We start from the raw sequence: 21,003 nt of genomic DNA, 5'->3' as shown, positions 1-21,003 counted from the left end.
CTCATACCTCGTAGGGCCTCACCGTTATCGAATGTTCTCGAACGGTGGGGCCCTTGGCGTATTCGGGCGCGGCTACTGTGATCGTCATGGCGAACGCAGAGAGTGCAGAGGGCGCGGAGAGCGCAGCGGGCACAGAGGGCACGGAGAGTGCACAGGGCGGGGAGGGCAAGACGACCCGAGAGGGCGGGCCGCGCGCCGAGATCGGCGTGATCGGCGGCTCGGGTTTCTACTCGTTCCTGGAGAACGTGACCGAGGTCGAGGTGCCGACCCCTTACGGCAGCCCGAGCGACTCCCTCTTCTTCGGCGAGATCGCCGGCCGCCGGGTCGCGTTCCTCCCCCGGCACGGTCGCGGTCACAACCTTCCGCCGCACCGCATCAACTACCGCGCCAATCTGTGGGCCCTGCGGTCCGTCGGCGTACGCCAGGTGCTGGCGCCGTGCGCGGTGGGCGGGCTGAGGCCCGAGTACGGGCCGGGGACGCTGCTGGTGGTGGACCAGCTGGTGGACCGTACGAAGTCGCGCGCCGACACCTACTACGACGGTGAGCCGCTGCCGGAAGGCTCGGTGCCGAAGGTCGTCCATGTGTCCCTGGCCGACCCGTACTGTCCGTCGGGGCGTTCCGTCGCACTGGCCGCCGCCCGCGGACGGGACTGGGAGCCGGTCGACGGCGGCACGCTGGTCGTCGTCGAGGGGCCGCGCTTCGGCACGCGCGCCGAGTCGCGCTGGCACGCGGCGATGGGCTGGTCCGTCGTCGGCATGACCGGGCACCCCGAGGCGGTGCTCGCCCGCGAGCTGGAGCTCTGCTACACGTCGATGGCGCTCGTGACGGACCTCGACGCGGGGGCCGAGGCGGGCGAAGGCGTCTCCCACGAGGAGGTGCTGAAGGTCTTCGCCGCGAACGTGGACCGGCTGCGCGGGGTTCTCTTCGACGCGGTGGCCGGGCTGCAGGCGACGGAGGACCGCACCTGCCTGTGCACGACGGCGCTGAACGGGCTGGAGACGGGGATAGAACTGCCGTAATCACCCTGTGGGGTGAGCGAGTTGTCCACATCCGTGGCCTGATCCACAGGCGCGGGCGGAGCGGCGGCAAAGCGTGGATCGTGAGGTGCGTTCGACACAGCACCTCACGACTCTCACGAACGGCGGTTATGGCGATGTCGCTGCGTTCTTCGCTTTCTACGGTTTCTACGCATTCGGTGCTCCCTTCGCGTCCTCCGCACGGGCAGGGAGCTACGGGGGCCACGGGGACTACAGGGACCACGGCGTATACGGGGACCACGGGGACCACGGGGACCACGAGGACTTCGTGCGTGCACGGTTCTTCGTACGGAGACGGCCTATTGGGCGGAGGCGGACCGGGCGGAGGCTCCGGGCCAAACGGGCTGCACGGGCCGCACCGGTCCGGGGCGGCGAGGCCGCACGGGTACCCCGCGGTGCCGGGGCGCTCCGCGGCGCCCGGGCAACCCGTGGGCTTACCGCCGGTTCCCGCGCCGGAGCCGTGCGGGGTGCCGGCGTTCGCGCCGCTGCGCGTGCGGTCCGGGTGGCAGCGGCTGCGGCTGCGGCGTGCCATGCGACGGAGGCGGCGTGCACTGGCGGCGGGACTTGCGGTGACGGCGGCCGCGCTGGCGGCGTGGGGTCCCCGCACGCCGGTCGGCGCTGAGCAGCACGACGATCCTGTCGCGCTGCGGCAGCACCGGCCACCGCCGGCGGACCTGGTCTCCGCCCCGGTGCGTATCGCGGACGGCGAGACGGTCCGGCTGCTGGAGCCGGGCGACCGGGTCGACGTCATCGCGGCTGCCGACTCCCCGACGGGCGGGGCCTCCGAGGCCCGCGTCGTCGCGACCGGCGCGCGAGTGACCGAGGTTCCGCGGGCGCGGGAGACCTATCCGGAAGGGGGAGCGCTGATCGTGCTGTCCGTCCCGCGTCCCGTGGCTGCGGCGCTTGCCGGCGCGGGCACGAGTGCCCGGCTGGCGGTGACGCTGTGCTGAATCGCGCCCCGAGCCGGGGTCAGATGTGGTGCGGGGGCTTCTCGTCGAGGAAGCGGGCGAGGTCCGCGGCGCTGTCGCCGCCCGTCGGAGGCCGCTCGCCCCACCCGCGGTCCGTATCGTCCGAGGACTGCTGGTCCAGCGGATCTTCGAAGATCAGCGCCGGCGTGGGAAGGGGCTGTGGCCGGGCTTCCTCCGCATCGCGCGGTCCGGGGGCGGGGGCGGTGCTCATACGTCAAGGGTACGCCGGTGGCGGCAGGGCCCCGGTCTCGCCGATGCCTTGTCACCGGTCCGTCGGGTCGGCCAGCCAGAGTCCGAGGACGACGAGGAATGACAGCACCAGGAAACCGGCGCCCCACCATGCGGTGCCCGTGTCCCCTGTCATCCACTCGTTGACCACGACGGTCAGGGCCCAGAGCTGGCCGACGACAACGGTGAGTGCGAGGGCCAGGCGGGCCGTGAGCTTGGAGGAGCGCTCCGGCTCCTGCTCGCTTCCGGCGCCCGGGCCCGGCCCCGTGTGCCGGATCCGGGGGTCGCCGTAGCCGCTGGTGGCGCGGATCTGCGGATAGCGCTCGTGGACGGGCCGGTTGAGCCGTGGCTGGGCGCTGCCCGGGCGGAATGTCGGACGCGGCGGAATCCCGGCGGCGTCGGGAGGCTGCGGAGCCGGCTGCTCGGGGGTGCCGGGCGGGGGTTCGGGCGTGCCGGACGGGGGTTCGGGGGTGGTCATGTGCGCTCGCCCCTCTCCCCGGTGGCGGGTCCGATTCCGGGACAGCCGAGCCTGGCGGCCACGTCCGGGCGGTCCTCGCCGAGCTGCCGGCAGAGGGCTTCTTTGGCGCCTTCGCCGGAACGGGTGGTGCCGATGGCCCAGACGCTGCCGTCCATCTCCTCGACGAGGAGCACCTTGGGCAGCGGCCGGGGCGGCGGGCCCGCGGTGACCTCACCGGTGCGGGCGTCGAAGACCCCCTCGTGGCACGGGCAGTACAACTCGCCCTCGCTGCCCCGGTCCTCGCGCCAGAGGACCGCGCAGGCGAGATGGGTGCAGACGGCGGAGTAGCCGGCGAGGGTGCCGTCCGCGAGGCGCACGGCGACGGCGCGGTCGTCATCGCCCGGGTAGCGGAAGGCGATCGACTGACCGGGCGGCAGCACGTCGGCGATCTTCTTCGGCTCGGGGGTGCCCTCGCTGTCGCCGTGCCGGTGCAGTACGCCGGCGGCGACACCGATTCCGCCGACGGCGAGCCCGCCGGAGACGGTGGCGACGATGCGGAGGTAGTCGCGGCGGGTGGTGAGCGAGTCGGCGGCGATCCGGTCCTGGAGCGCTTCCTGGGCGGCGTCCGGGTGGCCGGGGTCCCGGGCGGGAGGCTGCTCGGTGACACTCATCGCACGTCCACGCCGTTCACCTCGACGACGGGCAGTCCGCCGGGTACCGGCCACTGGACCTTGTCGGCGGGGACGACCATGGCGACCCCGGTGGTCACGGTCGTACCGCCGAAGGTGAAGGAGTCGGCGACCCGAACGCCGGGGCGTTCGGCCCGGAGCTCCTCGAGGGTCCCGTAGAAGAGGGCGCCGGTGGGGCAGACCGTGGCGCACATGGGAGCGAGGCCGTAGGCGGTGCGGTCGTAGCAGAGGTTGCACTTCATCTGCAGCTTCGCCTTGAGGTCGATCTTCGGGACGCCGAAGGGGCAGGCGTTGACGCAGTTGGCGCAGCCGATGCAGCGGGTGGTGTCGGCCTGCTGCACCACTCCGTCCGCGGTGACCAGGATCGCGTCGGCCGGGCAGACCTCGGCGCAGGGGGCGACCGGGTCCTCGCAGTGCATACAGACCGTGGGAAGGGAGGCGACGGAGTGCCCCTCGTCGGGGTAGTCGAGATGAATCATGGATTTGCCGCGGTGCGAGTCGCACTCGCGGCAGGCGGACACACAGGCCTGGCAGCCGATGCAGCGTCCCGGGTCGATGAAGATCGTTCTGCCCATCATGGTTCTCGTCAGCTCCTCTCCGAGGTGCCACGCCCCTGCGGGGCTGTGGGCGGCAGGGGGTCGGTGCGGGAGACCTGGGCCTCCGGGTACGCCCGGTGGCCGGGGGCGGTCGGGGGTTCGGGGACCTCGTCGATCCGCTCGGCGCGCTCGATACGGCAGGCGCAGACCTTGTACTCGGGGATCTTGGAGCGGGGGTCGAGGGCGTCGATGGTGAGCGCGTTGGCCGCGGTGGGGACGGGCCAGGGGTACGGGACGAAGACGGTGTCCGGGCGGATGGCCTCGGTGACCAGGGCGGGGAAGACCGCGCTGCCCCGGCGGGTGACGACGCGGACCGGGTCGCCGTTGCCGAAGCCTTGGGAGGGGTGGACCTCGACCCAGGGCCGCGGGGTCTGCTCGACGAGGCCGCCGAGCCTGCGGGTCTGGTTGCCGGAGAGGAAGTGGGCGACGGTCCGTCCGGTGGTCAGCGTCATGGGGTGCTCGTCGTCGTACGGATCCATGGGCGGGTGCCATTCGACGACCTGCATATGGATCTTGCCGTCCGGGTGGTAGGTCTTCCCGTTCTCGCAGAGGCGGGGGGTGCCGGGGTGGTCGGTGGAGGGGCACGGCCAGGCGATGCCGCCGGTCTCCTCCAGCCGTTCGTAGGTGATGCCGTAGTAGTCGTTGACGGTTCCGGCGGAGGCGATGCGCAGCTCCCCGAAGACCTCGCGTGATCCGGCGAAGGCGAATTTGTCGCCGGCGCCGAGGCGCTGGGCGAGCTGGCAGATCACCCAGGTGTCGGTCCGTACGCCGGGGGGCGGGTCCTGGGCCTTGTTGTGCTTGATGACGCGGGCCTCGGCGTTGGCCATGACGCCTTCGTCCTCGGCCCAGGTGGTGACGGGGAAGACGACGTGTGCGTTGACCGCGGTCTCGGAAAGGAAGAAGTCGAATTGGGCGTGGAATTCGGTGGCGTCGTACCCCTCCTTGACCACACGGTAGTTGGGGAGGGAGACGAAGGGGTTGTTGCAGATGCCGATCAGTCCGCGAATCTCGCGGCGCTGCATCTGCCAGATCATTTCCATCATCGAGGTGCCGGCGGGCGGGAGTTCGGACTCCTCGATGCCCCAGATCTCGCAGATCTGACGCCGGTGCTCGTCGTTCGTGATCGAGCGGCCGCCGGGCAGGAGGTCGGACTTCTGGCCGTGCTCGCGGCCTCCCTGGCCGTTGCCCTGGCCGGTGATGGTGCCGTACCCGGCACCGGGTTTGCCGATGTTTCCGGTGGCGACGCAGAGGTTGATGACGGAGAGGCAGTTCTCGACACCCTGCGAGTGGTGCTCGATCCCGCGGGCGTGCCAGGCCATGGCCCTGGGGGCGCCGGCGAACATGCGGGCGACCTGCACGATCTGCCGCTCCGGGATGCCGCAGATCTCGGCGGCCCGCTCGGGTGGATACTCGGCGGCCTTCTCCCGGACCTCCTCCCAGCCGGTGGCATGGGCGGTGATGAAGCTCTCGTCGTCGAGTTCCTCACGGATGACGACATGGAGGACGGAGTTGAAGAACGCGGAGTCGGTGCCGGGCTTGAGGGCGACACGGACGTCGGCGGTGCGGGCGATGGAGGTCTCGCGCGGATCGACGACGATCAGACCGGCGCCGCGGTCCCGGGCTCCCCACACGTACTGGGTCATCACCGGGAAGCACTCGCCGACGTTGGAGCCCGCGATGAGGAGGCAGGCGGTCTGGAGCATGTCGGCGAAGGGATTGCCGGCCCGGTCGATCCCGAAGGCGAGCTTGTTCGCTCCGGCGGCGCTGACCATGCACAGCCGGCCGTTGTAGTCGACGTGCCGGGTCTTGAGGGCGACCCGGGCGAACTTGCCGACGAGATACGTCTTCTCGGAGTACAGGCTGGCACCGCCCAGCACCCCGAAGGCGTCATTGCCGTAGGTGTCCTGGATGCGCTTGACCTCGGACACGGTGAAGTCGAGGGCCTCCTCCCAGGAGGCCTCCCTGAAGGGTTCGTCGCGGGAGCGGCGCAGCAGCGGAGCGGTGAGCCGGTCGGGGTGGTTGACCTGCTGATAGGCGTTGATCCCCTTGGGACACAGCCGCATCCGGTTGATGTCGTGGTTGCGGGGTTCGACCCCGAAGACCTTGCCCCCCTTGTCGACGCGCAGATACATGCCGCACTGGACACCGCAGAAGCAGCAGTGCGTGGGAACGAGAGTCTCGCCCTCCTGGTCGGCGTGCCACTGGTCGGCGGGGATGCCGCCGGCGTACCGGAAGCGTTGCGTGCCGGGCGGGGCGAGGCTCGGGTCCAGCGGGACGGGCTGCTGCGTCACTTGAAGCCCCTCTTGACGTGGGTGAGATAGGCGCTGCCGCGAAGCACCCGCTTGCAGCGCGGGCAGTACTCGGCCCATTCGTCGAAGCCGAGGTCCAGATCGCGCATGGTGCCCCGCAGGTTCTCCACGTAGGGGGCGGTGTCGACGGGCTCGCCGCAGCGGCGGCAGGTGAAGACCTGTTCGTCCTGCCGGGCCGTGTACTTGAACAGCTGCATACCGACGGCGGCCGGGCGCTGGACGATGTGGAAGAACTTCCCGAACGGCAGATAGATGAGGGTGAAGACCACCGACACCATGTGCAGGATCGCCAGGAACTCGTAGCCGCCGCCGTGCAGGAAGATCGACGAGAAGGTGAGGAGGAGCCCGGTCACCGAGATGACGATCAGGGCGATCAGCGGGACCAGGTCGTAGGCGAAGCGCTGGCCGGTGATCGCGCCACGGTCCTTCATCCGCCGCCACAGGAAGTACGAGGTCCCGGCGATGACGAGTACGGCGGCGAGGCCGAGGCCGTGGAACATGGCCCAGCCGAAGAGGCTCTCCGAGTTGAACCCCAGGACCTTCAGACCTCAGATCCGCATCTCGTAGCCGGGACCCGAGCCGGTGGACGAGGTGAAGGTGAACCAGCCCCAGGTCAGTGGGAACGTGATCAGCGCGGCGAGGACACAGCCCCAGAAGATCAGCTGGTGGGCGGCCCAGCGGGCCTGGGAGCGTGCCCCGAGGAACTTCTGGAAGCCGAGGTAGGTGGCGATCATCCTCGGCAGTGCGGTGGGCGCCTTGCGGAAGTTGGCGGCCGAGAAGAAGCTGCGCCACCCCTGCCGGAGGAGCCGGCGGGCCCCGGGGGAGGAGACCCAGACCGTGTAGCGGTAGGTGACGCCGAAGGCGAGGAAGACGGTCGCGACGGCGTACGGGAGGAGGGCGGAGTCGAAGTCCCTCAGGAGCCGGCTGCCGAGGACGATCGCCACGATCAGCAGCCCGGACACGACGGCCCCGGCAAGGGACGCACGTCGGCGCACGATGCCGGGGGTCTCCTGCCGGCCGGGCGGCACGGGCTGAGCTCCCGGCGCGGGGACGGGGGGCGCGGCGGTGGGTGAGGAGGGCTGTCCGTCCGGACTCCGGGGTGGCTCGGTCACGCCGCCACGCTAGGTGGTTTGTGGGGTTTGAGCCCACTATGGGGATCAGGGGGGTGAGGGGGTAGCCCGGATGGCGTTCAGCGGACGGCTGGCACCGGTGTCGCGGGGCTAGGCACGGCGGGGAGCAGCAGGTGGCCGGGATAGCGCGTCTCGCTGCCGGGGGCGCGTCCGCTCTGATGTGCTGGGGGCATGACGTCCTCATCCGCCACATCCGCATCAGCCGCAGGAGGCGGCTCGGGGCCGGTACGCCCGATGCGCGCCCGCAGCATCGACGAGGAGCACCGCGCGGCGACCCCACTGGAACTCTTCTTCGACCTCTGCTTCGTCGTCGCCGTGTCGCAGGCGGGGATGCAGCTGGTCCACGCCGTGGCCGAGGGCCATGCCGCGGACGGTGTGCGGAGCTACGGGATGGTGTTCTTCGCGATCTGGTGGGCCTGGATGAACTTCACCTGGTTCGCCTCCGCGTACGACACCGACGACGTCCCGTACCGGATCGTGACGCTCATCCAGATCGCGGGCGTGCTGATCCTCGCCGCCGGGGTGCCCCGCGCCTTTCTCGACCAGGACTTCGTGGTCGTCTTTCTCGGCTATCTGGTGATGCGGCTGGCACTCGTCACCCAGTGGCTGAGGGCCGCGGCCTCCACACGCGGTGCGGAGCGGACGACGGCCCGGCGGTACGCGATCGGGATCATCCTCTGTCAGATCGGCTGGGCAGCACTGCTCATCGCGCCCCAGGGCACGCGGCCCTGGGTGTTCCTCCTGATGGCGATCGCCGAGATGGCCGTACCGCCGATCGCCGAGCGCACCATGGCCACCAGCTGGCATGCCCACCACATCGCCGAGCGCTATGGCCTGTTCACCATCATCGTGCTCGGCGAGACGATCCTCGCCGCCACGGTGACGGTGCGTTCGGCACTGGACGAGAGCGACGCGCTGGGTGTCCTCGCGCCGATCGCCGTCGGCGGGCTGCTGATCGTGTTCGCCGCCTGGTGGATCTACTTCGCGGTTCCCGCCCACACCCGGCTGGCCTCCAACAGGGAGGCGTTCCTGTGGGGTTACGGCCACTATGTGATCTTCGCGTCCGCCGCGGCCATCGGGGCGGGCCTGGAGGTGGCGGTCGAGACGGCCGTCCACAAGTCGCATATCTCGACGACCGCCGCGGCGACAGCGGTCACCGTGCCCGCGGCGGCGTTCTTCCTGACCGTATGGCTGCTGCATTCGCGCCACTTCAAGCACGGCATCCTGCAGCAGCTGACGCTCCCCGTCTCGGCGCTGGCGATCCTGGCCTGCACCTTCGCGGGCAAGTGGGCGGTGCTCGCGGCGGGGCTGGTGGCGACGGCGACCGTTGCGATGGGCGAGACGTCGGCGCATCGCGGCCGGTCGCGTCGGCCCGCGTGATACGTAAGGTCCATGACAGACACGGCCTCCCGGCAGGCGCCTCTCCACGCGCCGAACGACGCACTGACCGATGTGGCCGGCCTGCGGGTCGGGCACGCCCGGCTCTCCGGGCCCGGCGCTCTCAGCGGCACCACCGTCGTCCTCGCGCCCGAGGGCGGGGCGATCGCCGCCGTCGACGTACGCGGCGGCGGCCCCGGCACCAGGGAGACCGACGCGCTCGACCCACGCAATCTGGTGCAGCGCATCGAGGCCGTCGTCCTGACCGGCGGCAGCGCGTACGGGCTGGAGTCCGCGTCCGGCGTGATGGCCTGGCTGGAGGAGCAGGGGCGCGGTGTTCCGGTCGGCCGCGAGCCCGGCCAGGTCGTACCTGTCGTCCCGGCCGCCTGCGTCTTCGACCTGGGCCGCGGCGGCGACTGGCGGGCCAGGCCGGACGCGTCGACCGGGCGCGCGGCGGTGGAGGCCGCGGCGCGTACGGAACCGGGCGCGCCGGTGGAGGAGGGAAACGTCGGCGCCGGTACGGGCGCGGTGGTGGGGCCCCTCAAGGGCGGCGTCGGCACGGCGAGCACCGTGCTGCCCGGCGGGGCCACGGTCGCCGCGCTGGTCGTGGCCAACGCCGTGGGTTCGGCGGTCGATCCGGACACCGGTGCGCTGTACGGGCAGTACTTCACCGGCGAGCGGCCCGCGCTCCCCTCCCCCGAGGTGCACACGGCGGCCCTGCGCCGCCTCGCGGAGACGTACGACAAGTACGGCGCGTCCCCGCTCAACACCACGCTCGCCGTCGTCGCCACCGACGCCGAACTGACCCGCGCCCAGGCACAGAAGCTCGCGGGGACGGCCCACGACGGCATCGCGCGCGCCGTGCGCCCCGTCCATCTCCTCAACGACGGCGACACGGTCTTCGCCCTCGCGACCGGCGCACGCCCGCTCGACCCCCACCCTCTCGCGCTCAACGCCGTGCTCGCGGCGGGCGCGGATGTGGTGACCCGGGCGATCGTGCGCGCCGTGCTGGCGGCGCGCACCGTGACCGGCCCGGGCGGCGATTTCCTCTCGTACCAGGAGCTGTACGGAACCCTCGCCGACTGACACGAGACACCCCCGGCGTCCTGACAGCCGTCTCCCACAAGGGAGTTGAGGGGGGTGCGCGAAGGCACGCGGAAACTTCGTGCACCCCCGTTCGTTTTCCCGAACCCGGGACGCGATGTCAGACCCAGGGGCTACGTTAAGCAGTCATCAAGTGACGTGTGGCAACGGCCTGGAGATCCGGAGATCCACCTTGAACGATCCGTACGAGACAACCGAGACGCACCTCGAGCGGCTCCTGGGTCGGGCACTCAACTCCTTCGACCTTCCCGACACCACGGTCGAGCGGCTCGAATCCGCGCTGGCGCACGCCGGCTCGCTGCACTCCTCGCACCACAGCGCGACGCTGCACCGCACGACGTACCGGCACACGTATCTGCTGGCCGACGGCTCCTCCGTCACCCTGTGGGAGCTGGTGCACAACTCCGGCCGGGACGGCGCCGAGCAGCACGAGCTGTACGCGCAGGAGTCGGAGGCACGGCTCGCCGCGTCCCGGCTGCGGTCACGACGCACGGAGCGGCCGGGCGCCGGCACGCAGGACGGCGCGCAGGCGGACGGTCTCGCCGCGATATTCGGCGCCGAGCCGGACTCCGGTCCCGACCTCGATCCCGGGCTGGATTGCGCTCTCGATTGCGGTCTCGATCCCGAGGCCGATCTCGAAGCCGACCTGGAGCTGGTCGGCCGGCTGCTGGCCACTCCCCCGGCCCCCCCGTCGCGGACGTACGTCCCCGACGACTCCCCGGACCACGCCCGCCGTCTGCTGCGCCGCGCCGAGAACCCGGACCGGCCGGGCGAGGACACGGCCCGGCTGCTGCGGTCGGCGTTCGCGCACCACATCAGCCAGGCGTTCGGCCGCCCGTGCCTGATCGGCGGCCGGGACTCGGGTTGCACGCTCTACGAGCACGCGTTCCTGCTGCTCGACGGCACGGAGCTGAGCCTGTGGGAGGTGGAGCACACGGCGACGCCCGACGGTCGCCACATGTGCGAGGTGTACACCGACGAACGCACCGCGCGCGGAGCGATGGAGCTCCGCGCGCGGGTGCGCTGACCGAGGGATGCGCCGACCGAGGGTGCACCGGCCGAGGGGCCCGCGGGCGGGCCCGGGGACTCAGACGGCCGCGACCACCGTGGGCTTCTCGGCCGCGGCTTCCGGGGCCGCCGGAGTCACCACTGACGTCTTCCGCATGCCCTTCAGCAGGATGACCAGACCCGCGCTGACGACGGTGCCCGCGAGGATGGCAACCAGGTAGAGGAGCGGGTTGCCGATCAGCGGGACCACGAAGATGCCACCGTGCGGTGCGCGCAGCGTACACTCGAAGGCCATCGACAGCGCGCCGGTGACCGCTCCGCCCACCATGACCGACGGGATGACCCGCAGCGGGTCCGCAGCGGCGAACGGAATCGCGCCCTCCGTGATGAAGGAGGCGCCCAGCACCCAGGCTGCCTTGCCGTTCTCCCGCTCGGCCTTCGTGAACAGCTTCCCGCGCACCGTCGTCGCCAGCGCCATCGCCAGCGGCGGCACCATGCCCGCGGCCATCACGGCCGCCATCACCTTGAGGGAGCCGTCGGTGGCGTTGGCGAGACCGCCGACGGCGAAGGTGTACGCGACCTTGTTGAGCGGACCGCCCAGGTCGAAGCACATCATCAGGCCCAGGATGACGCCGAGGATGACGGCGTTGGCGCCGGTGAGACCGTTCAGCCAGTCGGTGAGCCCCTGCTGGAGCCCGGCGAGCGGCTTGCCGATCACCAGGAACATCAGGAACCCGACGATGAGTGAGGAGATCAGCGGGATCACGACGACGGGCATGATGCCGCGCAGAACGGCCGGCACCCTGATCTTCTGGATGCCCAGGACCACGGCCCCGGCCAGCAGACCGGCGACCAGACCGCCCAGGAAACCCGCCTTGATCGTGATCGCGATCGCCCCGCCGACGAAGCCAGGTACGAGGCCGGGGCGGTCCGCCATTCCGTAGGCGATGTACCCGGCGAGCACCGGGATGAGGAAGCTGAACGCGAGCCCGCCGATCTGGAAGAGGAGCGCGGCCCAGCTGGACTGGTCGCCCCAGGCGAAGGCCTCGGCGACGGACTTGGCGCCGGCGATCTCGTATCCGCCGATGGCGAAGCCGAGGGCGATGAGGAGGCCGCCCGCGGCGACGAACGGGATCATGTAACTGACTCCGGACATCAGCCACTTGCGGAGCTTCGTGCCGTACCCCTCGTCGGCCTCGCCGCCGCGCTCGACGGGCGTGGGCCGGGCGGCCGCGTCCGTCACCTCGCCGCGGGCGGCCTTCTCCCGTACCTCGGCGATGAGTTGGCCGGGGCGGTTGATGCCGGCCTTCACGCCGACGTCGACGGTGGGCTTCCCGGCGAACCGCTCCTTGTCCCGTACGGGCACGTCGTGCGCGAAGATCACGCCGTCCGCGGCCTCGACGACCGCCGGGTCGAGCCGGGTGAACCCGGCGGAACCCTGCGTCTCGACGGCGACCTCCACGCCTGCGGCGTGGCCGGCCTTCTCGAGGGACTCGGCGGCCATATAGGTGTGGGCGATGCCGGTGGGGCAGGAGGTGACGACGACGATTCGGAAGGCGTCGTCCCTCACGGTGTCGCCGACGCCCGCCGCATCAGCGGCCTCGGCAGCACTGGCCTCCGCACCCGCGCCATCCGCACCATCCGCGCCGGCGGCCGTCGACGCGTCGGCGGGCTCGATGTCGCCGCTGATCAGGGCCGCAGCCGTGGCCTGCGACGGGGTGGCGCGGAGGGCGGAGGTGAAGTCCTCGTTCATGAGGCGGCGGGCGAGGGAGGAGAGGATGGTGAGGTGGGCGTCGTCGGCACCCGCGGGGGCGGCTATGAGGAAGATCAGGTCGGCCGGGCCGTCCGGGGCACCGAAGTCGATGCCGGACGGGGCGCGGCCGAAGGCCAGGGTGGGGTCGGTGACGTGGGCGCTGCGGCAGTGGGGGATGCCGATGCCCCCGTCGAGGCCCGTCGGCATCTGGGCCTCGCGCGCGGCCACGTCGGCGAGGAAGCCGTCGAGGTCGGTGACGCGGCCGAGTGCGCGCATGCGCTCGGCCAGCGAGCGGGCCGCCTCTTCCTTCGTTGCGGCGGCCAGGTCGAGGTCGACCAGGTCCGCGGTGATCATGTCGCTCATCGCGGGCTCCCATGCTCCGTGAGTACGCGGTCCAGGGGGACGTCCGCGGTCACCAGGACCGCGGCGAGATCGAGGTCGAGCGGCGTGGGCATCACGCTGCCCGGTAGTTGGACGGCGGCCGCGCCGTGCGCCACCGCGCAGACCAGGGCGTCCGGCCCGTGGCCGCCCGCCGCCAGGAAGCCGGCCAGGGACGCGTCGCCGGCGCCGACGTTGCTGCGGATGCGCTCGACGTCGACGGATGCGGAGCCGAACCACGTCCCGGCGGACGAGACGAGCAGCTGCCCGTCCGCCCCCAGGCTCGCCAGCACCGCACCGGCGCCGAGCGAGCGCAGCTCCTCCGCCGCCTTCACCGCGTCGCCCACGGTCGCCAGAGGCCGGCCGACCGCCTCGGCGAGTTCGTCCGTGTTCGGCTTGACCACATCGGGGCGGCCGGACAGGGCCGACAGCAGGGAAGGCCCGGAGGTGTCCAGGGCGATCCGGGCACCCGACTCGTGCGCCCGGGTCACCAACTCCCCGTACCAGGAAGGCTCGAGGCCACGCGGCAGGCTTCCGCAGCATGCGATCCAGGACGCCGACGGCGAGTGGACGGCAACGGCCGCCAGCAGGGACCGGGATTCCGGGGGCGTCAGCAGCGGACCCGGCGCGTTGATCTTCGTCAGCGTGCCGTCCGGCTCCGCGAGCGCGATGTTCGACCGCGTGGCACCCGCCACCCGGACCGGCGCCACCTCGATCCCCTCGCTCGCCAGCAGCTCCGCGACCAGCGCGCCGGGCGCGCCGCCGAGCGGCATCACCGCGACCGTGCGGTGCCCGGCCGCCGCGACTGCCCGCGAGACGTTGACGCCCTTGCCGCCGGGGTCCATGCGTTCGCCGGTGGCGCGCAGCACTTCGCCGCGCTCCAGGTCCGGGATCTCGTACGTCCGGTCCAGCGAGGGGTTCGGGGTGACGGTGAGAATCATGTCCGTACTACTTCCGTGCCCGCGGCCTCGATCGCCGCGGCGTCCTCGGGGCTGAGCCCGCTGTCCGTGATGAGCAGATCGACGTCGGCGAGGTCGGCAAAGCGCGCGAAGTGCTCCTCGCCGCACTTGGCCGAGTCGGCCAGCAGCACCACCCGCCGCGCCGCGGCGACGAGCGCGCGCTTGACGGCGGCCTCGGCGAGATCGGGGGTGGTCAGACCGGCACCCGGCGAGAAGCCGTTGGTGCCGAGGAAGACGACGTCGGCGCGGATCTCCCCGTACGCCCGCAGCGCCCAGGCGTCGACGGCGGCGCGCGTACGGTGCCGGACCCGGCCGCCGACCAGATGCAGGTCGATGCCGGGGTGGTCGGCGAGCCGCGCCGCGGCGGGGAGCGCGTGCGTGACGACCGTCAGCGAGCACTCCAGCGGGAACGCCGCGGCCAGCCGCGCCACCGTGGAGCCCGCGTCGAGGATGACGCTGCCGTCCTCGGGCAGCTCGGCGAGCGCGGCCCGCGCGATGCGGTCCTTCTCGTCGGCGGCGGTGGACTCCCGCTCGGCGAGGTCCGGTTCGAAGTCGAGCCGCCCGGCCGGGATGGCGCCACCGTGCACCCGGCGCACGAGCCCGGCCCGGTCCAGGGCCTTCAGATCGCGCCGGATGGTCTCGGCGGTGACCTGGAACTCGTCGGCGAGAGACAGCACATCGACGCGTCCGCCTTCGCGGGCGAGGCGGAGGATCCGCTGCTGACGCTCGGGTGCGTACATGTGGGTTTACGTCCGTTCCATGCCCGAACCTGTGGTTTCCCCGCCAGGCTACGCCTCGATTTCCACAAAGTAAACAGATCCGGGCATGGTCGGGCGCAAACAGGCAAGGGCCCGGCACCGGGAATCCTCCCCGTGCCGAGCCCCTGGCCCCAGGCCCTCACGCCCGCAGCGCCGTGAGCGCCCAACGCGCCCGTACCGCCGCGCGACGCCCGCCGCCCCCCGCACGACGCCCGCCGCCGACCGCGCGCGGCGCGCGCTCAGCGCGTGAGCGCCGGCTCCCGCTCGTCGTCCACCGGAGCCCCCGCCGAAGCCTCCGCCGGAGCAGGCTCCACGGCCGCCTCCAGGTGCTGCTTCGGCCGCGCAGGGAGCGCGAACATCACCATGAAAATCACCGCGAGCACCCCGACGACCCACCACAGCGAGCCCTGGAAGGCGTCCGCGAACGCCGCCCCGACCGCTCCGGGCGACGCCGGCCGCCCCTCGTCGACCGCGTCGTCGATCGCCCCGAAGAAGACGACCGACACCAGCCCGAGCCCGAGCGCGTTGCCCATCTGCGCCGTCGTGTTGATCAGCCCGGACGCCGAACCGGCGTGCTCGCGCGGCACGTCGGACAGCACCGCGTCCGTCAGCGGCGCCACGATCAGCCCCATGCCGAGACCCATGATCACAAGCGGGGCGATCATCTGCCAGGAGTGGATCCCCGTGCCGTACCGCCCGGCCTCCCAGATGTAGAGGAGCAGCCCGGCCGCCATGGTCAGCGCCCCCGCCTGCAGCACCTTCCGCCCGAAGCGCGGCACCAGCTTCTGCACGGACATCCCGGCCGCCAGCGACACGGCGATGGAGAACGGCACCCCGGTCAGCCCCGCCCTGAGCGGGCTCCAGCCCAGGCCGATCTGCATGTACAGCGTCCAGACCAGGAAGAAGATGCCCATGACCACACCGAAGGTCAGCTGGACCGCGATACCCGCGGCGAAGCTCTTCACTTTGAACAGCGACAGCTCGACGAGCGGCGAGCAGTCCTTGCGCGTCTTCCACTTCTCGTACGCCACGAACACGGCGAACACGAACGGGCTGCCCGCCATGCACAGGTGGCCCCACAGCGGCCAGTCCAGCTCACGGCCGCGCGTGAGCGGGTAGATCAGCATCAGCAGCGCGAACGTGGCGAGGGCGACGCCGACCAGGTCGAGACGGAGCGCCTTCTCGGCGCGGGACTCGGTGATGAACTTCCGGCCCAGGAGGACGCCGGCGATGCCGACCGGCAGGTTGATCAGGAAGATCGGCCGCCACTCGAGGCCGAACAGGTTCCACTGGGTCAGCAGCGCGCCGAGCAGCGGTCCGGACACGGCCCCGAGCCCGACGATCGCGCCGAACATGCCGAAGACCTTGCCGCGTTCGTGCGCGGGGAAGGTCACATGAATGATCGCGAGCACCTGCGGCACCATCATCGCGGCCATCGCACCCTGCAGCAGTCGCGCCGCGACGAGCATCTCGGCGCCCGCCGCGACGCCGCACAGCGCGGAGGCGAGCGTGAAGCCGGTGATGCCGACCAGGAACAGCCGCTTGCGGCCGTAGATGTCACCGAGCCGGCCGCCCGTGATCAGCCCGGCGGCGAAGGCCAGCGCATAACCGGCGGTGATCCACTGGATCGCGCCGAACGACGCGCCCAGATCGCGCTCGATCGACGGGATCGCGATGTTGACGATGGTGACGTCGACCAGGTCCATGAAGGCCGCCGTCATGACGATGGCCAGGGCTATCCAGCGACGCCGGTCGGCAGCGGCAGCAGAGTGGGGAGCCGTATCCAGTACGGCGGCTTGGGAGCTCATGAGGAGGAAAGTAGTCGGGATATAGGTCAGCTCATGGCCTAGAAGGCGACCAGTATGGAACGTATGACAGACACCCCGGCACGACTGCTGAATCTGCTGTCCCTGCTCCAGACGCCGCGCGAATGGCCGGGCAGCGAGCTCGCCGAAAGGCTCCAGGTCAGCCCGCGCACGATCCGCCGGGACATCGACCGGCTGCGCGACCTCGGCTACCCGGTCGAGGCGACGAGGGGCGCGGTCGGCGGATACCGGCTGGTCGCGGGCGCTGCCATGCCACCGCTGCTTCTCGACGACGAGGAGGCGGTCGCGATCGCGGTGGGGCTGCGGGCGGGTGCAGGCCATGTGATCGAGGGCGTCGACGAGGCATCCGTACGCGCCCTGGCGAAGCTGGAGCAGGTGCTGCCGTCCCGGCTGCGGCACCGGGTCTCGACGCTCCAGAACGCGATGATCCCCTTCACCCGCGGCGACGGAGCCACCGTCGACCCGCACACGCTCACCGCCATCGCGACGGCGGTCACCGGCCGGGAGCGGCTGCGCTTCGGCTACCGCTCGGGCGACGGTACGGAGACGAAGCGGCTGGTCGAGCCGTACCGGCTGGTCTCGACGGGGTGGCGCTGGTACCTGGTGGCGTACGACATCGGGCGGGACGACTGGCGTACGTTCCGGATGGACCGGGTCAGCGATCCCTGTGCGACGGGGGCCCGCTTCACGCCGCGCGAGGTGCCGGCCGGCTGGGACGCCTCGAAGCTGCTCTCCCACTCCATGTCCCGGAACCAGCCGGAGCAGGCGCTGGACGTGACCTTCGACGCCCCGGCGGAATTCGTCTCCGCCCGGCTCCCGGCGTACCTGGGCGCCCCCGAGCCGACCGGACCGGACAGCTGCCGTCTCCGGACCCGCTCACAGGACTCCCTGGAGTGGCTGGCACTCCGACTGGCCCTGGTCGACTGCGAGTTCACGGTCCACGGGCCGCCGTCGCTCGCCGAGCACCTCACGGCCCTGGGCGCCCGCCTCACCCGGGCGGCGAGCACGCGGAGCACGTCGAGCACGCGGAATACCTGAAGCACTCCTGCGCCCAGGGGCACATGAAGGACCCCGACACCGGGGGGGAGGGTGCCGGGGTCCGCTCAGGGGGCGGAGCGCTTGGCCCCACCATTCAGAACGCTACGCCTCGCGCGGCTCTACGCCGCCTCGTCGAAGCCCGTGTCGCGTGCCATCCGCTTCAGCTCCATCAGCGCGTGCTTCTCGATCTGCCGAATGCGCTCGCGCGTCAGCCCGTGCTCCTTGCCGACCTCGGTCAGCGTGCGCTCGCGGCCGTCCTCGATGCCGTACCGCATTCGGATGATCGACGCGGTGCGGTGGTCGAGCTTGTCGATCAGGTCGTCGAGCTCCTCGCTGCGCAGGAGCGTCATCACGGACTGCTCGGGCGAGACGGCGGAGGTGTCCTCCAGCAGATCGCCGAACTGCGTCTCGCCCTGGTCGTCCACCGACATGTTCAACGAGACCGGGTCACGGGCCCAGTCGAGCACATCGACGATCCGCTCCGGTGTCGAGTCCAGCTCCGCCGCCACCTCGGCGGGCTCGGGCTCGCGCCCGTGCTCGCGGTTGAACTCGCGCTGGACACGGCGGATTCGGCCCAGCTCCTCCACCAGGTGGACGGGCAGGCGGATCGTGCGCGACTGGTCGGCTATGGAGCGCGTGATGGCCTGACGGATCCACCAGGTCGCGTACGTCGAGAACTTGAAGCCCTTCGCATAGTCGAACTTCTCCACCGCACGCACCAGGCCGGCGTTGCCCTCCTGGATCAGGTCCAGCAGCGGCAGCCCACTGCGCGGATAGCGGCGCGCGACGGCCACCACCAGGCGGAGATTCGACTTGATGAAGATGTCCTTGGCGCGCTCGCCCTCGCGGACCAGCGCCTCCAACTCCTCGCGCGTGGCACCGCCCGCGTCGCTCTCCACCTCTCCCTCGAGGATCTGCCGGGCGTACACCCCGGCCTCGATGGTCTGGGAGAGCTCGACCTCCTTGGCGGCGTCGAGCAGCGGCGTGCGCGCGATCTCGTCGAGGTACATACCGACCAGGTCGCGGTCGGCGATCTCTCCGCTCGCGGCGCGAACACTGCTTGCCCCGTCGGTCCCGGTCCCCTTGGAGGTGGACTGGCGACGGGCGACGGCACGGGTTGCCATGCGTGCTCCCTTGCTGAGTAGGTCGCGACACCCTTCAGGGTCTTCCAGGTGCCCTGCATCCGACGGAAACAACGACTGGAATCCGGACAGAATTCCCACGGGTGCAGGGTTTTTTGTGATCTTGCAGTACCCTGTGCCGCCACCACGGGAGGTCGGATGCTGCCAGAGCACACAGAGGTGCAGGTCAGAGCGGGCTCGGAGGCCGATCTCCCGGCCCTCACCGAGCTCTACAACCACTACGTGCGCGACACGGCCATCACCTTCGACACCACCGTGTTCACGCCCGAGCAGCGCCGCCAGTGGCTGCACTCCCACCCTGAAGACGGCCCGCACCGCCTGCTGGTTGCTCGGGATGTCCGTTCTGACCGAATTCTGGGTTACACGACCAGCAGCGCGTTCCGTCCGAAGCCCGCGTACGCCACATCCGTCGAGGTCAGCGTCTATCTCGCACCCGACGCCGCAGGCCGCGGCATCGGCACGCTCCTCTACGGCGCACTCTTCGCCGCCCTCGCGGACGAGGACCTCCACCGCGCCTACGCCGGGATCGCCCTGCCGAACGAGGCCTCGGTCCGGCTGCACGAGCGCTTCGGCTTCCGGCACGTCGGTACGTACGCGGAGGTCGGCCGGAAGTTCGGCCGGCACTGGGACGTGGCCTGGTACGAGAAGCCGCTGGACCGAACGGGCCCGACCGGGCGCCACCCCGCCGGCACGTCCTAGCCGAACTGGACCGACCGCTTCGCCAGCCCCATCCAGAAGCCGTCGATGACACTGCGCCCCCGATCCAGCTCCCCGGCGGCGTCCGCCGCGCCCAGCGTCACGAACAGCGGGGCGAAGTGCTCGGTCCGCGGATGCGCCAGCCTGCCCGCAGGCGCCTTGTGCTCGAAGTCCAGCAGCGCGTCCACGTCGGCCGCGGCCAGCGCCTGCCGCCCCCAGTCGTCGAACTCGGCCGACCAGCCGGGTACGCCGCCGCCCGCATGCCGCAGCGCCGCCAGGTTGTGCGTGAAGAAGCCGCTGCCGACGATCAGCACGCCCTCGTCGCGCAGCGGAGCGAGCCTCCGCCCGATCTCCAGCAGCCGCTGCGGATCGAGCGTCGGCATGGAGACCTGCAGTACGGGGATGTCGGCCTCGGGGAACATCTCGACGAGCGGGACGTACGCGCCGTGGTCGAGGCCGCGGTCCGGGATGTCCTGCACGGGCGTACCGGCGCCGCGCAGAAGCTTGCGTACGGACTCGGCGAGCGCCGGCGCGCCCGGGGCCTCGTAACGCACCCGGTAGTAGTGCTCGGGGAAGCCCCAGAAGTCGTACACGAGCGGCACGGTCCCGGTCGCACCGACCGCGAGCGGGGCCTCCTCCCAGTGGGCGGAGATCATCAGGATGGCGCGGGGCCTGGGCAGCCCCGCGGACCAGGCGGCGAGCTGGCCGGGCCAGACGGGGTCGTCCGCCAGCGGCGGGGCGCCGTGCGAGAGATAGAGGGCGGGCATCCGCTCCGCGTTCGCGCCCGCGTTCACGCCAGTTTTCACATCCGCGCTCACGTCCGTGCTCACAGGAGCCTCCCGAGCATCAAGCCGAACCTGCTTGAACATTCAAGCTCATGACAGAAAAGAGACTAGGCCCATCTTGTTCAACATTCAAGAACAGGCTCGTACAGTAGACGCATGACCACGGCACCCGACGCGGGCGACCCCCGCTGGCTCAGTGACGAGGAGCAGCGCTTGTGGCGCTCCTACCGCCACGCGACCACCCTCCTCGAGGACAGTCTCGACCGCCAGCTCCAGCGGGACGCGGGCATGCCGCACATCTACTACGGTCTGCTCGTCCAGCTCGCCGAGGCGCCGCGCCGCCGCCTGCGCATGACCGAGCTGGCCAAGGACGCCAAGATCACCCGGTCCCGTCTCTCGCACGCGATCGCGCGCCTGGAGAAGAACGGCTGGGTGCGCCGCGAAGAGTGTCCGTCCGACAAACGTGGCCAGAACGCATATCTCACGGACGAGGGCTTCGAGGTCCTGAAGAAGGCGGCACCGGGCCATGTCGCCGCCGTACGGCTGGCGATCTTCGACCGGCTCACCCCGGAACAGGTGCGCCAGCTCGGCGAGATCACCCGCATCATGACCGAGGGCCTGGAACCGGACTGCGCCGGCGCGGACCTTCCCTGGCTGCGCTGAGCGGCAGCAGCCCTTCCCACCGCACAGGCACGGGCCCCGGAGGGGGGGGGGGGGGGGGGAGAACACGACGTTCCCCCCCGCGCCCGCGTTGACCCCGAGCCC

At 71.3% G+C, this 21,003-nt stretch carries 19 protein-coding genes and 1 pseudogene; 8 read left to right on the top strand and 12 right to left on the bottom strand.

The window, feature by feature from the left end; genetic code table 11:
• The first annotated feature begins 86 nt into the window (after nt 1-86).
• Together ACFV9O_RS06410 and ACFV9O_RS06405 are read left to right on the top strand one after the other, a co-directional pair.
• Nucleotides 87-1,019 (top strand): S-methyl-5'-thioadenosine phosphorylase, encoded by a 933-nt coding sequence (locus ACFV9O_RS06410; RefSeq protein WP_385413062.1) that lies wholly within the window; start codon nt 87-89, stop codon nt 1,017-1,019.
• Between the two features lie 485 nt (nt 1,020-1,504).
• Entirely contained in the window at nt 1,505-1,987 is a 483-nt protein-coding gene (locus ACFV9O_RS06405; RefSeq protein WP_385413059.1) for a hypothetical protein, read from the top strand.
• 19 nt (nt 1,988-2,006) lie between these two features.
• Here ACFV9O_RS06405 and ACFV9O_RS06400 read toward each other — a convergent pair whose 3' ends face one another.
• From ACFV9O_RS06400 to ACFV9O_RS06375, 6 genes and pseudogenes are all read right to left on the bottom strand, one after another.
• Complete coding sequence (locus ACFV9O_RS06400) at nt 2,007-2,216, bottom strand: hypothetical protein (protein WP_385413057.1); 210 nt, start codon at nt 2,214-2,216, stop codon at nt 2,007-2,009.
• Between the two features lie 51 nt (nt 2,217-2,267).
• Nucleotides 2,268-2,711, bottom strand: coding sequence for a hypothetical protein (locus ACFV9O_RS06395; protein WP_385413055.1), 444 nt, complete (start codon nt 2,709-2,711; stop codon nt 2,268-2,270).
• The gene (locus ACFV9O_RS06390; RefSeq protein WP_385413052.1) at nt 2,708-3,361 is read right to left on the bottom strand and encodes a Rieske (2Fe-2S) protein; all 654 of its coding nucleotides are present in this window, start codon (nt 3,359-3,361) and stop codon (nt 2,708-2,710) included. Before ACFV9O_RS06390 ends, ACFV9O_RS06395 begins: the two co-directional genes overlap by 4 nt.
• Nucleotides 3,358-3,957, bottom strand: coding sequence for a 4Fe-4S dicluster domain-containing protein (locus ACFV9O_RS06385; protein WP_385413049.1), 600 nt, complete (start codon nt 3,955-3,957; stop codon nt 3,358-3,360). The genes ACFV9O_RS06390 and ACFV9O_RS06385 overlap by 4 nt, the downstream gene beginning before the upstream one ends.
• 8 nt (nt 3,958-3,965) lie before the next feature.
• Nucleotides 3,966-6,266 carry a molybdopterin oxidoreductase family protein gene (locus ACFV9O_RS06380; protein ID WP_385413046.1) on the bottom strand — a complete coding sequence of 767 codons (2,301 nt, stop codon included), beginning with the start codon at nt 6,264-6,266 and terminating at the stop codon, nt 3,966-3,968.
• Nucleotides 6,263-7,312: pseudogene (locus ACFV9O_RS06375) on the bottom strand (MFS transporter). The gene ACFV9O_RS06380 and the pseudogene ACFV9O_RS06375 overlap by 4 nt, the downstream one beginning before the upstream one ends.
• Before the next feature lie 273 nt (nt 7,313-7,585).
• Here ACFV9O_RS06375 and ACFV9O_RS06370 point away from each other — a divergent pair.
• The 3 genes from ACFV9O_RS06370 (at nt 7,586) to ACFV9O_RS06360 (ending at nt 10,922) form a co-directional block, all read left to right on the top strand.
• On the top strand, nt 7,586-8,794 hold the full coding sequence (locus tag ACFV9O_RS06370) for a low temperature requirement protein A (protein WP_385413043.1): 1,209 nt from the start codon (nt 7,586-7,588) through the stop codon (nt 8,792-8,794).
• A 12-nt stretch (nt 8,795-8,806) separates the two neighbouring features.
• Nucleotides 8,807-9,877 (top strand): P1 family peptidase, encoded by a 1,071-nt coding sequence (locus ACFV9O_RS06365; protein ID WP_385413041.1) that lies wholly within the window; start codon nt 8,807-8,809, stop codon nt 9,875-9,877.
• Nucleotides 9,878-10,067: 190 nt separating this feature from the next.
• On the top strand, nt 10,068-10,922 hold the full coding sequence (locus ACFV9O_RS06360) for a DUF6227 family protein (RefSeq protein ID WP_385413039.1): 855 nt from the start codon (nt 10,068-10,070) through the stop codon (nt 10,920-10,922).
• Between the two features lie 60 nt (nt 10,923-10,982).
• On the opposite strand, the gene ACFV9O_RS06355 is transcribed toward ACFV9O_RS06360, so the two are convergent.
• The 4 genes from ACFV9O_RS06355 to ACFV9O_RS06340 form a co-directional block, all read right to left on the bottom strand.
• Nucleotides 10,983-13,019 (bottom strand): fructose-specific PTS transporter subunit EIIC, encoded by a 2,037-nt coding sequence (locus tag ACFV9O_RS06355; protein ID WP_385413036.1) that lies wholly within the window; start codon nt 13,017-13,019, stop codon nt 10,983-10,985.
• On the bottom strand, nt 13,016-13,975 hold the full coding sequence (gene pfkB / locus ACFV9O_RS06350; protein ID WP_385413034.1) for a 1-phosphofructokinase: 960 nt from the start codon (nt 13,973-13,975) through the stop codon (nt 13,016-13,018). The genes ACFV9O_RS06355 and pfkB overlap by 4 nt, the downstream gene beginning before the upstream one ends.
• Nucleotides 13,972-14,733 carry a DeoR/GlpR family DNA-binding transcription regulator gene (locus ACFV9O_RS06345; protein WP_385413031.1) on the bottom strand — a complete coding sequence of 254 codons (762 nt, stop codon included), beginning with the start codon at nt 14,731-14,733 and terminating at the stop codon, nt 13,972-13,974. The genes pfkB and ACFV9O_RS06345 overlap by 4 nt, the downstream gene beginning before the upstream one ends.
• A gap of 257 nt (nt 14,734-14,990) precedes the next feature.
• Nucleotides 14,991-16,559, bottom strand: coding sequence for an MFS transporter (locus tag ACFV9O_RS06340; protein WP_385413028.1), 1,569 nt, complete (start codon nt 16,557-16,559; stop codon nt 14,991-14,993).
• A gap of 63 nt (nt 16,560-16,622) precedes the next feature.
• On the opposite strand from ACFV9O_RS06340, the gene ACFV9O_RS06335 reads away from it, so the two are divergent.
• Nucleotides 16,623-17,615, top strand: coding sequence for a helix-turn-helix transcriptional regulator (locus ACFV9O_RS06335; protein ID WP_385413025.1), 993 nt, complete (start codon nt 16,623-16,625; stop codon nt 17,613-17,615).
• Nucleotides 17,616-17,734: 119 nt separating this feature from the next.
• Here the strand turns inward: ACFV9O_RS06335 and ACFV9O_RS06330 are convergent, their stop codons facing one another.
• Nucleotides 17,735-18,739 (bottom strand): RNA polymerase sigma factor RpoD/SigA, encoded by a 1,005-nt coding sequence (locus ACFV9O_RS06330; protein WP_385413023.1) that lies wholly within the window; start codon nt 18,737-18,739, stop codon nt 17,735-17,737.
• Nucleotides 18,740-18,895: 156 nt separating this feature from the next.
• Between ACFV9O_RS06330 and ACFV9O_RS06325 the strand changes: the two genes are divergently transcribed.
• Nucleotides 18,896-19,456 (top strand): GNAT family N-acetyltransferase, encoded by a 561-nt coding sequence (locus tag ACFV9O_RS06325; protein WP_385413021.1) that lies wholly within the window; start codon nt 18,896-18,898, stop codon nt 19,454-19,456.
• On the opposite strand, the gene ACFV9O_RS06320 is transcribed toward ACFV9O_RS06325, so the two are convergent.
• Nucleotides 19,453-20,220: a dioxygenase gene (locus tag ACFV9O_RS06320; protein ID WP_385413276.1), complete on the bottom strand. Its 768-nt coding sequence runs from the start codon at nt 20,218-20,220 to the stop codon at nt 19,453-19,455. The two genes, ACFV9O_RS06325 and ACFV9O_RS06320, sit on opposite strands and share 4 nt — an antisense overlap.
• Nucleotides 20,221-20,394: 174 nt before the next feature.
• On the opposite strand from ACFV9O_RS06320, the gene ACFV9O_RS06315 reads away from it, so the two are divergent.
• The gene (locus ACFV9O_RS06315; RefSeq protein WP_385413018.1) at nt 20,395-20,901 is read left to right on the top strand and encodes a MarR family winged helix-turn-helix transcriptional regulator; all 507 of its coding nucleotides are present in this window, start codon (nt 20,395-20,397) and stop codon (nt 20,899-20,901) included.
• Nucleotides 20,902-21,003 lie beyond the last annotated feature (102 nt).

This window comes from Streptomyces sp. NPDC059909 (assembly GCF_042730885.1).
Classification (GTDB): Bacteria; Actinomycetota; Actinomycetes; order Streptomycetales; family Streptomycetaceae; genus Streptomyces.
Note: the sequence above shows the minus strand (reverse complement) of the source record. Positions and strands in the feature narration are given on the sequence as shown.

Bases quoted from the DNA above. Each gene is read 5' to 3' on its own strand.
- pfkB (WP_385413034.1), bottom strand. From the start codon at position 13,975: ATGATTCTCACCGTCACCCCGAACCCCTCGCTGGACCGGACGTACGAG.
- ACFV9O_RS06345 (WP_385413031.1), bottom strand. From the start codon at position 14,733: ATGTACGCACCCGAGCGTCAGCAGCGGATCCTCCGCCTCGCCCGCGAA.
- ACFV9O_RS06340 (WP_385413028.1), bottom strand. From the start codon at position 16,559: ATGAGCTCCCAAGCCGCCGTACTGGATACGGCTCCCCACTCTGCTGCC.
- ACFV9O_RS06365 (WP_385413041.1), top strand. From the start codon at position 8,807: ATGACAGACACGGCCTCCCGGCAGGCGCCTCTCCACGCGCCGAACGAC.
- ACFV9O_RS06400 (WP_385413057.1), bottom strand. From the start codon at position 2,216: ATGAGCACCGCCCCCGCCCCCGGACCGCGCGATGCGGAGGAAGCCCGG.
- ACFV9O_RS06410 (WP_385413062.1), top strand. From the start codon at position 87: ATGGCGAACGCAGAGAGTGCAGAGGGCGCGGAGAGCGCAGCGGGCACA.
- ACFV9O_RS06355 (WP_385413036.1), bottom strand. From the start codon at position 13,019: ATGAGCGACATGATCACCGCGGACCTGGTCGACCTCGACCTGGCCGCC.
- ACFV9O_RS06325 (WP_385413021.1), top strand. From the start codon at position 18,896: ATGCTGCCAGAGCACACAGAGGTGCAGGTCAGAGCGGGCTCGGAGGCC.
- ACFV9O_RS06370 (WP_385413043.1), top strand. From the start codon at position 7,586: ATGACGTCCTCATCCGCCACATCCGCATCAGCCGCAGGAGGCGGCTCG.
- ACFV9O_RS06390 (WP_385413052.1), bottom strand. From the start codon at position 3,361: ATGAGTGTCACCGAGCAGCCTCCCGCCCGGGACCCCGGCCACCCGGAC.
- ACFV9O_RS06385 (WP_385413049.1), bottom strand. From the start codon at position 3,957: ATGATGGGCAGAACGATCTTCATCGACCCGGGACGCTGCATCGGCTGC.
- ACFV9O_RS06330 (WP_385413023.1), bottom strand. From the start codon at position 18,739: ATGGCAACCCGTGCCGTCGCCCGTCGCCAGTCCACCTCCAAGGGGACC.
- ACFV9O_RS06320 (WP_385413276.1), bottom strand. From the start codon at position 20,220: ATGCCCGCCCTCTATCTCTCGCACGGCGCCCCGCCGCTGGCGGACGAC.
- ACFV9O_RS06335 (WP_385413025.1), top strand. From the start codon at position 16,623: ATGACAGACACCCCGGCACGACTGCTGAATCTGCTGTCCCTGCTCCAG.
- ACFV9O_RS06315 (WP_385413018.1), top strand. From the start codon at position 20,395: ATGACCACGGCACCCGACGCGGGCGACCCCCGCTGGCTCAGTGACGAG.
- ACFV9O_RS06395 (WP_385413055.1), bottom strand. From the start codon at position 2,711: ATGACCACCCCCGAACCCCCGTCCGGCACGCCCGAACCCCCGCCCGGC.